Raw genomic sequence first — 14,175 nt, 5'->3', positions numbered from 1 at the left:
TTCGGTTGCAAAACCGGACCAGATCGTCTTTCGGAGCGGGATGAAAAACTTCTACGGCTCGATCCTGTTCACGATCGTCTGCCTGCTGCTGGCGGGCGGTTTGGCCTTTTGGCAGGGCGGCGGGATCGAGCAGGCGGGCGCGTTCGTCTTCGTTGCGGCGGTGCTCGGCGCTATGGAGACCTCGCTCAGCCTCGACAATGCGGTCGTCAACGCTTCGATCCTGAAGGACATGGCGCCGATCTGGCAGCGCCGCTTCCTCACCTGGGGCGTCCTGATTGCGGTGTTCGGGATGCGGATCGTCTTCCCGATCCTGATCGTCGCGGTGTCGGCGATGATCAGCCCGTGGGAGGCCGCGCGGATCGCGGTGGTCGATCAGGCGCGCTACGAGACGATCGTCACCGGCGCGCATATCGGCATTTCGGGGTTCGGCGGCGCGTTCCTGCTGCTCGTCGGCCTGACCTTCTTCTTCGATCCCAATCGCGAGCATCTCGGGCTGTCGTGGATCGAGCGTCCGCTCGCGGCGTTCGCGCGGATCCCGTTTGCGGCCTATCTCGTCGTCATCGCGGCGATCATCGGCCTTTCGTTCCTGCTCGACGGCGCGACGCAACGCACCTTTCTGATCGCCGGCCTGTGCGGAGTGGGGGCGTTCTATTGCGTCCACTGGATCGGCGCGCTGGTCGGCGGCGATGTCGATCACGCGACCGGCGCGGTGGTCCGCTCGGGGCTGGGGGCGTTCATCTATCTCGAGTTTCTCGACGCGAGCTTCTCGTTCGACGGTGTGATCGGTGCGTTCGCGATCACCAACGACATCGTGCTGATCGCGCTCGGGCTCGGCATCGGGGCAATGTTCGTTCGCTCGATGACGGTCGCGCTCGTCCATGGGGGGCACCTCGCCGAGTTCCGCTATCTCGAACACGGCGCCTTCTATGCGATCCTCGCGCTCGCGACGATCATGCTGCTGAGCATCCGCATCGAGACGCCCGAGATCGTCACCGGGCTGATCGGCGCGGTCCTTATCGCGCTGTCGCTGCTTGCCTCGGTCCGGCACCGCAAGCGGCATCCGGGGGAATATGCCGAGAACGGCGTCGGCGCGCTGGTCCTCCCCGACGGCGATTGTCAGCCGGACACCCGCGCGCGCTGAGGCGCAGCATCAACCCGCCGGAAACGCCCCGCCGAGCGCCCGCACGGTATCGATCGCGACCGTGAGGTGTTGCGTCCGCACCGTGAGCAGCGCGCGCTCGGCATCGAGCGCGGCGGTCTGCGCGAGGACGACCTCGAGAAAATCCGATGCACCGTCGCGGTAGCGCGTCGTGGCGAGATCGCGCGTGCGCTCGGCGGCGGCGGCGGCGATCGCCTGGTTGCGCTCCTGGTCGGCGAGGTGCCGTCCGGCGGCGAGATCGTCCTCGACCTCGCGAAACGCGCTCAGCACCGTCTGGCGATACGTCGCCGCCGCCTCGTCGAACTGTGCGCGCGACAGTCGCACATCGGCACGCCGCGCGCCGCCGTCGAACAGCGTCTGCGCGAGCGACAGCGGGCCAAGCGCCCAGAACCCGTTGGCCGCGCTGAGCAGATTGCCGCTGCCCGCCTCGAACCCGCCGGCCGCGCCGAGGGAGATGCTCGGATACAGCGCCGCACGCGCGACACCGATCCGCGCATTGGCGGAGGCGACACGGCGTTCGGCGGCGCGGATGTCGGGGCGGCGTTCGAGCAGCGTCGAGGGCAGGCTTGCGGGGATCGCCGGCGGCGCGATCTGCCGGTCGTCGACCGGCAGCGTGAAGCTGGACGGGCTTTCGCCGACCAGCACCGCGATCGCATGTTCGTCGCGCGCGCGCTCGGCGCGGACCGCGTCGAGTTCGGCCTTGGCGCTGGCGAGCTGGCTCTGCGCGCGGCTGACGTCGATTCCCGAGGCGATCCCGCCCGAATGGCGCGTGTCGGTCAGCTGGAAGGCGCGGCCATAGGCATCGACCGTCTGCTGCAGCAGAACGATCCGCGCATCGAGCCCGCGCATGTCGAAATAGGCCGAGCCGAGCTGCGCCTGGAGCGCAAGCCGGACCGCGGCGAGATCCGACGCGCTTGCCTGCGCTGCGGCGCGGTTGGCGGCGAGCGTGTTGCGGACACGTCCGAACAGGTCGATCTCGTAGGAGAGCGACGGGCCGATCAGTGCATTGTTGTAGGTAACGGCGCGCCCGGACGAGAGGGGACGACCCGCCGAGACGCGCGTGCGCTCGACATCGGCGCCGGCGTCGATCTGCGGGAGCAAGGCGGCGCGGCTGCGACGGACCGCGGCGCTCGCCTCTTCATAGCGTGCGGCGGCGGCGGCAAGATCGAAATTGCCCGTTTCGATCCGCGCCTCGAGCGCGCTGAAGGTCGCATCGTCGAACGCCTCCCACCAGCGCCCGGCCGGCACGACGGCGCTACCGGCCGTCTGCCACGGCCCGGCCTCTTTATAGGCCGGCGCGACTGCCACGGCCGGCTGATGATAGTCGGGCGCGAGGGAACAGCCCGCGAGGGGCACCAGGCTCACCAGCGCCATCGCCGCGAGACGGCGCTTATTTGCCGGCATTGGGGAGCACCTTCACCGCATCGCCGGTCTGGAGCGAGTCGGGCGGATTGTCGATGACGCGGTCCTGCGCGGTCAGGTCGGCGGCGATCTCGACCGACTTGCCCTGGTCGCGCCCGATCGTGACGGTGCGCAGCTGCGCCTTGCCGTCGGGCCCGAGCAGCGCGACCTGCGTACCCCCCGACCCGACGATCAGCGCGCTCGGCGGCAGCGAGACCGTGCCCGACGCGCCGCTCAGCGGGAAGCTCGCTTGCGCATAGGAGCCGGGCTTGAGCGCATGGTCGCGGTTGGGCGCCTGCACCTCGACCAGCACGGTGCCCGATCCGGGATCGACCGCACCGGCACTGCGCGTCAGCGTGGCGGCAAAGGTGCGCCCGGCATATTCGGGCAGCGTCAGCGTGACGGGCATGCCGGGATGGACCTGCCCCGAATAGGCCTGCGGCACCTTCACATAGGCGCGGATGCGGCTGACATCGGCGACCGTGAAGAGTGGGGTCGAAGCGGCGTTGCCTGCCACGACGAGCGCACCGATCTGCGTTGCGCGGCTCGTCACGATCCCGTCGAACGGCGCGGTCAGCCGGGTGAAGCCGGTGAGCGAGCGCAACCGTGCGACATTGGCGCGCGCGGCGTTGGTCAGCGCGGATTTCGCGGCGAGGTCGCCCGCCTTCTCGTCGGTCTCCTGCTTCGAGACGGCATCCTTGGCGAGCATCGTCCGCCAGCGCGTCGCGGTGGTGGCAGCAAGCGCCTGGTTTGCCTGTGCGGTCTGCAGATCGGCTTGCGCAGCGACCAATTGCTGGTCGACCTCGGGCGCGTCGAGGATCGCGAGCGTCTGGCCACGCCGCACCGGATCGCCGAGATCGACCAGCCAGCGGCGGACATAGCCTGTCGTGCGCGCATAGATTGGCGCACTGTTGAGCGCCTGCAGCGCCGCGGGGAGCCGCAGCGCATCGCTGCTCGCCACCGAGCTCGCGTGGATCACCGAGACCGCCGGCAATGCCTGCTGCTCGGTCCAGTCGGCCAGGCGATGCTCGGAATGGACGCGCGTCGCGATCCCGGCGCCGACCAGGCCCACCGCGACGATCGCCGCGATCCCGCCGGCAACCTTAAGCCGACCGTTGCCGCCCTCAGACATGTGCTTCCTCCAAATGGGCGCGCGCGACAGGCGCTAGGGTAGGGGCGCGGTCGCGCTTCTTGTGAACCAGCGAGAAGATCACCGGCACGAACATCAGCGTCGCGAAGGTCGCGACGATCAGCCCGCCGATGACGGCGCGCCCGAGCGGTGCATTCTGTTCGCCGCCCTCGCCGAAGCCCATCGCCATCGGCAGCATGCCGATGATCATCGCGAGCGCGGTCATCAGCACCGGACGGAAGCGCACCAGCCCGGCCTCGAGCGCGGCGGCGGTCGCATTGCCGAGTTCGGCGAGGCGTTCGCGCGCAAAGCTGACGACCAGAATGGCGTTGGCGGTGGCGACGCCCATGCACATGATCGCGCCGGTCAGCGCCGGGACCGACAGCGTCGTGCCCGTCGCAAACAGCATCCAGATGATCCCGGCGATCGCGCCGGGCAGCGCGGTGATGATCACGAACGGATCCAGCCAGCTCTGGAAGTTCACCACGATCAGCAGATAGATCAGCACGATCGCGCCGATCAGCCCGAAGCCCAGCCCGGAGAACGCGCTGTTCATCGTCGCATATTGCCCGCGCAGCGTGACGCTCACGCCCTTGGGCGTCTGGCCCTTGAGGTCCTTGATCACCGTGAGGATATCGCCCGACACCGCGCCGAGGTCGCGGTCGGTCGGGGTCGCGAAGATGTCGATGACGGGCGCGATGTTATAGTGCGAGACGACCGCAGCCGCGCTCGCCCGCGTCACTGTGCTCAGGCCGCCGAGCACCTGGCTGGTTGGCGCGGTGCCGCTTCCGGTGACGGGGATGTTCGACAGGTCGCTGACCGAGCCGAGGCGATATTCCGGGGTCTGCGCGACCACGGCGTAAGACACGCCGTTGTCGGGGTTGAGGTAGAAGACCGGCGCGGTCTGCGATGTGCCGGCGAGCGAACTGCCGACGCTGGTGGTGACGTCGCGCTCGGTCAGCCCATATTGCCCGATTCTCGTGCGATCGACGGTGACGTTCAGCTGCGGATAGCGGGCCGATTGCTGCAACCGCGGATCGGCGACGCCGGGGATGCGTTTGACCTGTCGCAGGATCTTCTGCGCGAAAGCGGCATCGGCGACCGCGTCCTTGCCGGTGATCTGAATGTCGATCGGTGCGGGCGCGCCGAAATTGAGGATCTGCGTCGTGATGTCGGCGGGCAGGAACGAGAATTGCGTGCCCGGGAACGCCCTGGGCAGGCTCTCGCGCAGCGTTCGCACATAGTCCGCGGTCGGGCTGTGATCCTTCGACAGCTGGATCAGGATGTCGCCATCCTGCGGGCCGACCGTCCCCGAATTGCCGTACACCGTGTTGATCGCGCTGACCGGCAGGCCGATATTGTCGACGACCGAGACGAGCTCGCGCGCCGGGATCGTCGCGCGGATGCGGTGCGCGATCCGGTCGAACTCGGCGGACGTATCCTCGATCCGGCTGCCCACCGGCGCGCGGACGTGGATCGCCATCGCGCCGGCATCGACGCTCGGGAAGAAGTTCTGCCCGAGGAACGGCAGCAGCAGGAACGACAGCAGCACCGCGGCGATGAAGCCGAACAGGAACGGCTTGGGGCGGCCGAGCGCCTTTTCGAGCAGCCCGCCATAGCCGAGGCGGATCTTCTCGAAGCGATGCTCGAAGCCGCGCTGGAAGCGCACCAGCGGGTTGCGCGAGGTCGGCGTTCCCGCGGCGTGCTGGTCGCCGGCATGGGGTTTCAGCAAATACATCGCCATCGTCGGCACCAGCGTGCGCGACAGGATGAACGACGCGATCATCGCGAAGACAACCGCGAGCGCGAGCGGCACGAACAGGAAGCCCGCGATTCCGGGCAGGAAGAACATCGGCACGAACACGATGCAGATGCACAGCAGCGACACGAACGCCGGCGTGACGATCTGCGCCGCGCCGTCGAGGATCGACTCGGTGACGCCCTTGCCCTGTTCGAGGTGCCAGTTGATGTTCTCGATCGTCACCGTCGCATCATCGACCAGGATGCCGACCGCGAGGCTCAAGCCACCGAGCGTCATGATGTTGAGCGTATTGCCCGTCGCCGACAGCGCGATGATCGCGGCGAGGATCGCGAGCGGGATCGAGATCGCGATGATGACGGTCGAGCGCCACGAACCGAGGAACAGCAGGATCATCAGCGAGGTCAGCGCCGCCGCGATCGCGCCCTCCTTGATGACGCCCTCGACCGCGGCCTTCACGAACACCGACTGGTCGCCGATCGGCACGATCTTAAGCGCAGCCGGCAGCGTTTCCTCGATCTTGGGCAGCGCGTCCTTGACGCCCTGGACGATCGCCAGCGTCGAGGTCGCGCCGTTCTTGAGGATCGTCATCACCACCGAGCGCGCGCCATCGACATGGACGATGTTGGTCTGCGGCGCCGAGCCATCGCGGACATGCGCCACGTCGCGCATGTAGATCGTCGCGCCGTTCACCACCTTGATCGGCAGCGCGTTGAGCTCCTCGACCGAACCCGGCGCGTTGTTGAGCTTCACGTTATACTGGTACCCGCCGATCTTGACGAAGCCCGCCGGGTTGATCTGGTTCTGCGCGGCGATCGCATTGCCGACGTCCTGGCCCGACAGGCCCTTCGACTGGAGCGCCTCCGGGTCGAGATCGATCTGGATCTGGCGCGTCTTGCCGCCCGACGGGTAGGGCACTGCGGCGCCCGGCACCGTCACCAGATTGGTACGGATCTGGTTCTGCGCGATGTCGAACAGTTGCCCCTCGGACAGTCCCTTGCCCGACAGCGCAAGCTGGACGATCGGCACGGTCGAGGCGTTGTAGTTCAGGATCAGCGGCGGGGTGATGCCCGGCGGCAGCTGCTTGAGCACGCTCTGCGACACCGACGTCACCTGCGCGGTCGCGGTGCGGATGTCGGCGCCGGGCTGGAAATAGATCTTCACCACCCCGATGCCGTTCATCGACTGGCTCTCGATATGGTCGATGTCGTTGACCGTCGTCGTCAGCACGCGCTCGAACGGCGTGATGATCCGGCCCGACATCTCGTCGGGCGACAGGCCGCTATACTGCCACGCGGTGGCGATGACGGGCACGCCGATGTTCGGAAAGATGTCGACCGGGGTGCGGATCGCCGCGAGCACGCCCATGATCGCGATCAGGATCGCCATCACGATGAAGGTGAGCGGGCGCTGGAGCGCGACGCGAACGATTCCGATCACGCGGTGCGGCTCCGCGAGGGGCGCTGGGCAAAGCGGGAAAGCGGTGCAAACACAGCAAAACTCCAGGATCCTGGGCGCACTGAGAGTGCCTTCGCACCCGCAGCAATTCGCCCTTGCTCCTCGACATTCATCCTCGTCCAATATGGTTTACAGCATGATCGATAGCGATTAGCTCTTGATCAATGGAATTGCGCCATCTCCGCTATTTCGTTGGCGTCGCCGAGGAACTGCACTTCGCGCGCGCCGCCGCGCGGCTCGGCATTTCGCAGCCGCCGCTCAGCCAGCAGATCGCCGCGCTCGAGCAGGAATTGGGCGTCCGGCTGTTCGATCGCACCAGCCGCAGCGTGCGGCTGACCAGCGCGGGCGCGGCGTTTCTCGGCGAAGCGCGCGCGACCCTCGCCCAGGCCGAACGCGCGATCGACGTCGCGCACCGCGCCGCGCGGGGCGAACTCGGTCAGCTCAATCTCGGGTTCAACGCCTCCGCCCCGTTCGTGCCGCGCATCGCCAAGGCGATCTTCGACTATCGTCAGGCCTATCCGGACGTAAAGCTCGCGCTGACCGAGCTCGCCGGGCGCGTCCAGCCGACCGCGCTGATCGACCATGCGCTCGACCTGTGCTTCGTCCGCGGCTTCCGCCGGCCCGATGTCGATGCGACGATCCAGGCGACGCCGATCCTCGAGGAGCGGATGATGGTGGCGATGCGCCCCGACCATCGCTTTGCCGACCGCCCCGAACTGGGCCTGCGCGATCTCGAGGGCGAACCGCTGATCGTCTACAGCCGCGAGGACGGCGCGACCTTCACCGGCGAACTTTTCGCGATGCTGCGCGGCGTCGGGGTCGAGCCGAATGTCGCGCATACCGTGCGCGAAGTGTCGACGCTGTTCGGGCTCGCCGCGGCGGGGATCGGGATGACGGTGGTGGCCGAGTCGCTCTGCGCGCTGCAGTCGAGCAAGCTCGTCTATGTCCCGCTGTCCGACCCCGAATCGCGGACCGGCATGTGGCTGCTCCACCTGCGCGAGGATGCCAGCCTGACCTGCCGCGCCTTCCTCAAGATCGTCGCGGCGAGCGGCCCGGCCTGACGCCTCAGCGCAGCCGCACGCCGATCCACAGCGTACGCGGCGTGCCGAGGTCGATCGAGCCGCCCGCATTGCGCGTCAGCACGGTCGCATCGAGCAGGTTCTCCGCGCGCGCGACGAGCGACACGCGGTGCCCGACGGGCAGCGTGATCACGCCGTCGAGCGTCGTCACCGCGGGCAGCAGCCCGGTCTGGAGATCGTCCTCGAACTGATCGCCGGCATAGCGCACCGTCGCCGACGCGCCGAGGCCGTTCCTGGCCCAGGCAAGCGTCGCGCTGCCGGTATGGCGCGGGCTTTGCGCCGGGATCAGGCCGTTGAGCGCCGCCTGCGTGCCCGATGCGCGTACCGTGCTGTCGCTATACGCATAGGACGCGTCGAGCGAGACGGCGCCGTGCGTGACATGGCCGGTCAGCTCGATTCCCTTGGCGACGATCGCATCGACATTCTGCCGCTGGCGGACGTTGGGGGCGATCGTCACGTTTGCGATCGCACCGTCGAGCCGATTGTAGAAAGCGGTCATGCCGAGCGTCACCCCGGTGAACGGTGTGAGGTCGATGCCGCCCTCGACCCCGCGCAATCGCTCGAGCCCGAGCGCGGCATTGGCCTGCGTCGTGATCGGGAAGACGACGAATGGGCGATACAGTTCGTTGAGCGTCGGCAGCCGGAAGCCGGTGTAGCCAGCGGTGCGCAACGCGATCGCATCGCTCGCGTGGAAGAGCGCGCCGGCGCGGGCCGTCCCCTCGAACCCGTCGCGATCGGCATAGCGTGTGTTGGTGGTGATCGCCCCTGCGGCATTCGCCTCGCGGAAGAAGCCGTTGGTGATCGTCCAGCGGTCGCCACGCACTCCCGCGGTCAGCACGAGCTTGCCGAGCGTCCAGTCATCCTCGACGAACGCCCCGAGCGTGCTGGTCTTTCCGCCGGCGGTCCGTCGGGTGGTCACCAGCCCGGTCGCGGCATAGGCATCTTCATACAGCGTGCCGTCGCCGAGCCGCGCATCGACGCCGACACGCAGCACATGGTCGGGCCCGACCGGCGGGCGCAGCTCGATCTTGCCGCCGATCCCGGTGGCGGGCGTGTTGCGCTGGTCGAGCGTCAGCTTGGCGGTCGTCGCGCTGATCACGCGATTGGTGAAGGTGCGCGTCTGGACATAAGCGAGCGCGTCGATCGCCCACGGCCCGCGATGAATCAGCCGGACGCTCGCGTCATTGGCCTGCGAACTGCTGTCGGCGCCAGCGAAGCGCAGCGTACGATAATCGCGATAGAGCAGCCCGCGCGCCTGGATCTCGGTCTCGGCGTCGATCGGCACGACCGCGCGCATCCCGCCCGAGAAATCGCGATAGCGCGCGCGCACGGTCGCTGCGGAAAACTGGTTTTCGGGCGTCGTATAGAACCCGTCGCCACGCTCGAACTTGCCCGAGACGCTAACGAATCCGCCGCCCACGTTCGGCGAGACGCTCGCCGACACCTCCTGCGCATTGTTGCTGCCGTAGAAAGCCTCGCCCGCGACCAACGGCACGTCGCGGCGCGTCGCGCTCGCCAGCTCGATCGTCCCCGCGACCGCGCCCGCGCCGAACGCCCCCGCGCCGCCGCCGCGCGTCACGCGCACGCCGCCGAGGCGATCCGCCGAGATCGCGTTGAACGGGATATAGCCGAAGAACGGATCGGCGAGCGGCACCCCGTCGAGCAGCACCAGCGCCCGGCTCGACGCATTGCCGCCGAGCGCGCGCAGCGTCACACCTTGCGCGGAAGGGTTGGCCGAGCGGCTGTCGGCACGGCGGAACTGCTGGAAGCCCGCGACGTCGAGCAGGACATCCTCGACCCGGCCAGACGCGTCCCCCGTCAGCCGGTCGCGCGAGATCGTCACCGAGCCATAGGCCGGAACGCCCGGCGGGACGGGCAGCGGCTGGCCGAGCACGACGATATCCGGGCCGTCGGTTGGCAGGGGCAGGGGCGGGGCCTGCTGCGCGAGCGCGGGCAGGGGCGTGGCAAGCGCCACCAACGGCAGGAGCGATACGCGATACATAGGATTGGCCAGACTCGATCGGGAGAAGATCGGCGCGGCCTAGCGTCATCCCGTCGGAACGACGCCCGGCATCGCCTGCAGCAACGACCAGCCCTCTGGCAGATAATCGAGCGACATGTAGAAATAAAACGCGCACGATCCGTCGCCGCGATAGCTCGCGCCCTTGAGGATGCCGAGCGCCGTGGTGCCACTGAACACCGGCGATCCGCTGTCGCCGCCCTTGCAGGTCGGGCCCGATACCGTGACCCAGGTCGGCAGGCATGGCCCGCCGCACAGATCGCCGGCCGGCGCGAAATCGGTGAGCTGGACGACCGCGCAGCTATAGCCGGTGCGCTCGCCACGATGGCATACGAAGTCGCCGGCGCGCGTGCTCGCGCGACCGCGGCTGCCCGTGACGGGGCGCAGCCGGGTGCGCGCCGCATCGGCATAGAAGGTCGGCGGCAGCGGCCCGAGCGACGCGTTGATCTGCACGTCGCGATAGCCCCAGCCCCATTGCCCGACAAAGCTCAGCGGCTCGACCGTCCCGCGCGCGCCGCGATAATCGAGATGGTCGACGCAGTGCGCGGCCGTGGTGACCGCGCTGCGCGCGCCATCGGTGATGTTGAAGCCGGTGGTGCAGACGTAGCGGCGATTGTCGGCCGGGTTGAGCCCCTCGACCCGCGCGCCGCCTTCGGGCGAGAGGTTGACGTCTCTCTGGTTGAGCGCGCGGACGCTCACCGGCACGCCGGCGATCGCGCCGAGGCGCTTCTCCAGATTGGCCGCACCCTCGGCGGCGTCGGTGCTGCCGATCGTCACGACGAGCGCGCCGGTGTGCGGATCGAGCCCCATGCCGGGCGGGGTGCGCAACGCGGCGCGGATCCCCGCCTGGTGATTGGTCATCGCCCAGATCACCCGGTCGCGTGTGACCGCGGCGCCGGGGCGGAACACGATCGGCACGGTGATCCCGCCCGCGCTGACCTGCTCGGCCGCGACCGGCGTGGAGCCGGTAAGGTTGACGACGATGCGATAGGCCGGCCGATGCTCGATCGCGATGCCCGCGAGCCGGTCGCGATAGCGCTCGGCGATCGCGTCGGTGACGGGAACGCTCGCATCCTGCACCGCAAGCCGCGCGATTGCGTCGCGCAGCGGGACGGCGAAGAGCTTGGCATATTCGGCGGCGTCCTCGGCGCGCGCGGCCGCTGGGGTTTCGAGGATCGGGAGCGCGAAGAACGGGGGCGGGGTGGTTTGGGTCGCGATCAGCGGTGGCGGGTTTGCCGGGACCGCCGGGGGCTGCTGTGTTTCCGTCGGCACCAGCGGCGGCGTCGACTGTGCCCAGACGCCGGTCGGGCCGACGAGCAAGGCGAGGACGAAGGGAAGACTGCGCACGGCCGTACGCTAGCGGATTTCCGGGTCGCGGGAAACCGGTGCGAACGAACCTCTATCGCCCAGCGTCTGAGCCCGAGGGGCGAATCCACTGCGGTCTCAAAGCCGCGACCGTCCCCCTGCGGCGCGACATCATTTCATTTTCGCTAGCGTTATAGTGCTCCCCTGCACTTCCCACACCCGCTTGTCAGGGGTGGCGACAAATACCGGCATCCTGAGGCTGTAGGATGCGAAGACATGAATCTCGGTCGGAACCGGGTCCAGCAGGTGATTGACCACGATGCCGACCGGTTTGGCGCCGGCCGGGAGCTTCGGCACCGGCACGTTGAGGCAGCTCACGCTATACGGGCGCGAAGCGACGACGGTTCCGTCGGACGCCATGATGACGCGGTAATTCCCGCCCATCGGATAGGTCGCCGCATCCGGCATGGCGGACAACAGGTACACCGCGATCGGACCACCGTTGCGCGACGGCAAGACGACGGTGTTGAACGGGAAGGGAGTGCAGGGCTTATACGCGCGCTCGACCGCCCGGGCCGACGCCACATCGCGTGCCCGCGCGAGGATCGCCTGATTGGCGCTCAACGCGACGGGCGTGGCGAGCACGTCCTTCCGGACGACCTGCCCGGTGCGCACATCCGCGATAAAGAATGCCCGGGCAGCCGCCCCCGCGCCATGATAATAGGTGACTCGCAAGGTCTGCGGGTCCGTCAGTTCGATGACATAGCCGCCCGCGCCGGTGAGTTGATCCTTGGGCACGCTCGCCGTCAACGCATCCGAGCTCACCCATGCCGCCCGGTCGAAAAGGTAGATCAAGCGGCCGACGTTCACTGCCTGGGCGATCCGCTGTTCGGCGGTAGGCAGGGTCGGAATGGTCCCGGCGGATGGCGGAGCGGCAGGGGAAGCGCCAGATCCCTGGACGATGGCCGCGGCCGATAATGCAGCAATAATCAGTGACATCGTATCCCCCGGATGGCCGGAGGCTGGACGAGTTCACACCGATTGGCAATCCCGCCGCGGGACGAAGACCGTGGAACAGCGAGCTCCGGCAATCCCGCTGCGGACCGCCGGTCCGCAGCGCATTCCCTTTACCGAAGCGCCGAGCTTTCGCTCAGCCCGCCCACGCCTCGAACGGCAGGTCGAGCGCATCCGCCACCGCCTGATGCCGGATCTTGCCCGCCGAGACGTTGAGCCCGTTTGCCAGATGCGCATCCGCCGCCATCGCGCCCTCGGCGCCGAGCGTGGCGAGCTTCAGCACGAACGGCAGCGTCGCATTGTTGAGCGCGAACGCCGAAGTCCGCGCGACCGCGCCAGGCATGTTGGCGACGCAATAATGGATCACGCCGTCGACCTCGAACACCGGGTCTTCGTGCGTCGTCGCATGGCTCGTCTCGAAGCAGCCGCCCTGGTCGATCGCGATGTCGACCAGCACCGAGCCGCGCTTCATCGTCTTGAGCATGTCGCGCGTGACGAGCTTGGGTGCCGCCGCGCCGGGGACGAGCACCGCGCCGATCACGAGATGCGCATTCTTCACCGCCGCCGCGATCGCCGCGCGCGAGGCATAGGCGGTCTTGATCTGGCTGCCGAAGAACATGTCGAGCTCGGCGAGCCGCGCGTTCGAGATGTCGTAGATCGTCACGTCGGCGCGCATCCCGACCGCCATCTGCGCGGCGTTGACGCCCGACACGCCGCCGCCGAGGATCGCGACCTTGGCTGGCGCCACGCCCGGCACGCCGCCAAGCAGGATGCCGCGGCCGCCCTGCTCCTTCTCGAGATAATGCGCACCGACCTGGATCGACATGCGCCCGGCCACTTCGGACATGGGCTTCAGCAGCGGCAGCGAGCGGTCGCTCGCGGTGACGGTCTCATACGCGATGCAGGTCGCGCCCGACTTCATGAGGCCTTCGGCCTGCGGCTTGTCGGCGGCGAGGTGGAGATAGGTGAACAGCAGGTGGCGCGGCTCGAGCAGCGCGATCTCGCTCGCCTGCGGCTCCTTGACCTTCACGATCATGTCGCTCTGCGCGAACACGCTCGCGGCGTCGGGCAGGATCGTCGCACCGGCGGCGACATAATCCTGGTCCTCGAAATCGATGCCGAGGCCAGCCCCGGTCTCGACCGCAACGCTATGGCCAGCGGCGACGAGGTCGGAAACCGACGGAGGGGTCAGGCCGACACGATATTCGTGATTCTTGATTTCCTTGGGAACGCCGATGCGCATCGCAAACTCTCCTATTGAGTATGCGCCTTTTACAGCAGCGGGCGCAGGAAGTGCGTGCAAACTCGCCAGCAAGGCGGGGCAGATCGGGATGGTATTGCAAAAAGCGAGGCGTCCGCGCAACAGCGTCCCGCATGGATACGATCGACAGCAAGATCATCGCACAGCTTGGGCAGGAGTCGGGGCTGACAAGCGAGGCGCTCGGCGCGCGCGTCGGTCTGTCGCCCTCGGCGGCGCATCGCCGGGTCAAGACGCTCGAGCTCCAGGGGATGATCCTCGGCTACCGTGCCCGCCTGTCGCGCGCCGCACGCGGCAATCCCTCAACGGTGTTCGTCTCGGTGACGCTGACCGACCAACGGCAAGCGACGATGCAGCAGTTCGAGCAAGCGCTCGCGCGAACATTGCAAGTCAGCGAGGCGCATCTGATGAGCGGCGAATCGGATTACCTGCTAAAGGTGCTGGTGCGCGAGGACGACAGCTACGAACGCATCCACCGCGAGGTGCTCTCGGCGCTTCCCGGCGTCCATCGGCTCGTTACGCAATTCACGATCCGCACGCTCGCGACCGAAGATTGAGCCTGGCTGAACCCTCGCTGTACACGGCGTTGCGGG

The 14,175-nt window shown here is 68.2% G+C and carries 10 protein-coding genes; 3 read left to right on the top strand and 7 right to left on the bottom strand.

Annotated features, from left to right (window positions below; all coding sequences use genetic code 11):
• The first annotated feature begins 40 nt into the window (after positions 1 to 40).
• Positions 41 to 1,141 (top strand): DUF475 domain-containing protein, encoded by a 1,101-nt coding sequence (locus tag ACVWYO_RS00975; RefSeq protein ID WP_457348358.1) that lies wholly within the window; start codon positions 41 to 43, stop codon positions 1,139 to 1,141.
• Between the two features lie 9 nt (positions 1,142 to 1,150).
• Here ACVWYO_RS00975 and ACVWYO_RS00970 read toward each other — a convergent pair whose 3' ends face one another.
• The 3 genes from ACVWYO_RS00970 to ACVWYO_RS00960 are packed head-to-tail and all read right to left on the bottom strand — an operon-like array spanning position 1,151 to position 6,888.
• Positions 1,151 to 2,563 (bottom strand): efflux transporter outer membrane subunit, encoded by a 1,413-nt coding sequence (locus ACVWYO_RS00970; RefSeq protein ID WP_457348357.1) that lies wholly within the window; start codon positions 2,561 to 2,563, stop codon positions 1,151 to 1,153.
• On the bottom strand, positions 2,550 to 3,692 hold the full coding sequence (locus ACVWYO_RS00965; RefSeq protein WP_457348356.1) for an efflux RND transporter periplasmic adaptor subunit: 1,143 nt from the start codon (positions 3,690 to 3,692) through the stop codon (positions 2,550 to 2,552). The genes ACVWYO_RS00970 and ACVWYO_RS00965 overlap by 14 nt, the downstream gene beginning before the upstream one ends.
• On the bottom strand, positions 3,685 to 6,888 hold the full coding sequence (locus ACVWYO_RS00960; protein WP_457348355.1) for an efflux RND transporter permease subunit: 3,204 nt from the start codon (positions 6,886 to 6,888) through the stop codon (positions 3,685 to 3,687). The genes ACVWYO_RS00965 and ACVWYO_RS00960 overlap by 8 nt, the downstream gene beginning before the upstream one ends.
• Positions 6,889 to 7,070: 182 nt before the next feature.
• On the opposite strand from ACVWYO_RS00960, the gene ACVWYO_RS00955 reads away from it, so the two are divergent.
• Positions 7,071 to 7,967 (top strand): LysR family transcriptional regulator, encoded by an 897-nt coding sequence (locus tag ACVWYO_RS00955; protein ID WP_457348354.1) that lies wholly within the window; start codon positions 7,071 to 7,073, stop codon positions 7,965 to 7,967.
• A gap of 4 nt (positions 7,968 to 7,971) precedes the next feature.
• Here the strand turns inward: ACVWYO_RS00955 and ACVWYO_RS00950 are convergent, their stop codons facing one another.
• From ACVWYO_RS00950 to ald, 4 genes are all read right to left on the bottom strand, one after another.
• On the bottom strand, positions 7,972 to 9,987 hold the full coding sequence (locus tag ACVWYO_RS00950) for a TonB-dependent receptor plug domain-containing protein (RefSeq protein WP_457348353.1): 2,016 nt from the start codon (positions 9,985 to 9,987) through the stop codon (positions 7,972 to 7,974).
• A 45-nt stretch (positions 9,988 to 10,032) separates the two neighbouring features.
• Entirely contained in the window at positions 10,033 to 11,352 is a 1,320-nt protein-coding gene (locus ACVWYO_RS00945; RefSeq protein ID WP_457348352.1) for a S1 family peptidase, read from the bottom strand.
• A gap of 129 nt (positions 11,353 to 11,481) precedes the next feature.
• Entirely contained in the window at positions 11,482 to 12,309 is an 828-nt protein-coding gene (locus ACVWYO_RS00940; protein WP_457348350.1) for a hypothetical protein, read from the bottom strand.
• A gap of 151 nt (positions 12,310 to 12,460) precedes the next feature.
• On the bottom strand, positions 12,461 to 13,567 hold the full coding sequence (gene ald / locus ACVWYO_RS00935; protein WP_457348348.1) for an alanine dehydrogenase: 1,107 nt from the start codon (positions 13,565 to 13,567) through the stop codon (positions 12,461 to 12,463).
• A gap of 131 nt (positions 13,568 to 13,698) precedes the next feature.
• On the opposite strand from ald, the gene ACVWYO_RS00930 reads away from it, so the two are divergent.
• Complete coding sequence (locus tag ACVWYO_RS00930) at positions 13,699 to 14,139, top strand: Lrp/AsnC family transcriptional regulator (protein ID WP_457348345.1); 441 nt, start codon at positions 13,699 to 13,701, stop codon at positions 14,137 to 14,139.
• Positions 14,140 to 14,175 lie beyond the last annotated feature (36 nt).

The sequence above is a fragment of the Sphingomonas sp. UYP23 genome (genome assembly GCF_054059235.1).
Note: the sequence above shows the minus strand (reverse complement) of the source record. Positions and strands in the feature narration are given on the sequence as shown.

Excerpts from the sequence above, each read along its gene's own strand:
- ACVWYO_RS00950 (WP_457348353.1), bottom strand. The coding sequence starts at position 9,987 with ATGTATCGCGTATCGCTCCTGCCGTTGGTGGCGCTTGCCACGCCCCTG.
- ACVWYO_RS00975 (WP_457348358.1), top strand. The coding sequence starts at position 41 with ATGAAAAACTTCTACGGCTCGATCCTGTTCACGATCGTCTGCCTGCTG.
- ACVWYO_RS00955 (WP_457348354.1), top strand. The coding sequence starts at position 7,071 with ATGGAATTGCGCCATCTCCGCTATTTCGTTGGCGTCGCCGAGGAACTG.
- ACVWYO_RS00940 (WP_457348350.1), bottom strand. The coding sequence starts at position 12,309 with ATGTCACTGATTATTGCTGCATTATCGGCCGCGGCCATCGTCCAGGGA.
- ald (WP_457348348.1), bottom strand. The coding sequence starts at position 13,567 with ATGCGCATCGGCGTTCCCAAGGAAATCAAGAATCACGAATATCGTGTC.
- ACVWYO_RS00930 (WP_457348345.1), top strand. The coding sequence starts at position 13,699 with ATGGATACGATCGACAGCAAGATCATCGCACAGCTTGGGCAGGAGTCG.
- ACVWYO_RS00965 (WP_457348356.1), bottom strand. The coding sequence starts at position 3,692 with ATGTCTGAGGGCGGCAACGGTCGGCTTAAGGTTGCCGGCGGGATCGCG.
- ACVWYO_RS00970 (WP_457348357.1), bottom strand. The coding sequence starts at position 2,563 with ATGCCGGCAAATAAGCGCCGTCTCGCGGCGATGGCGCTGGTGAGCCTG.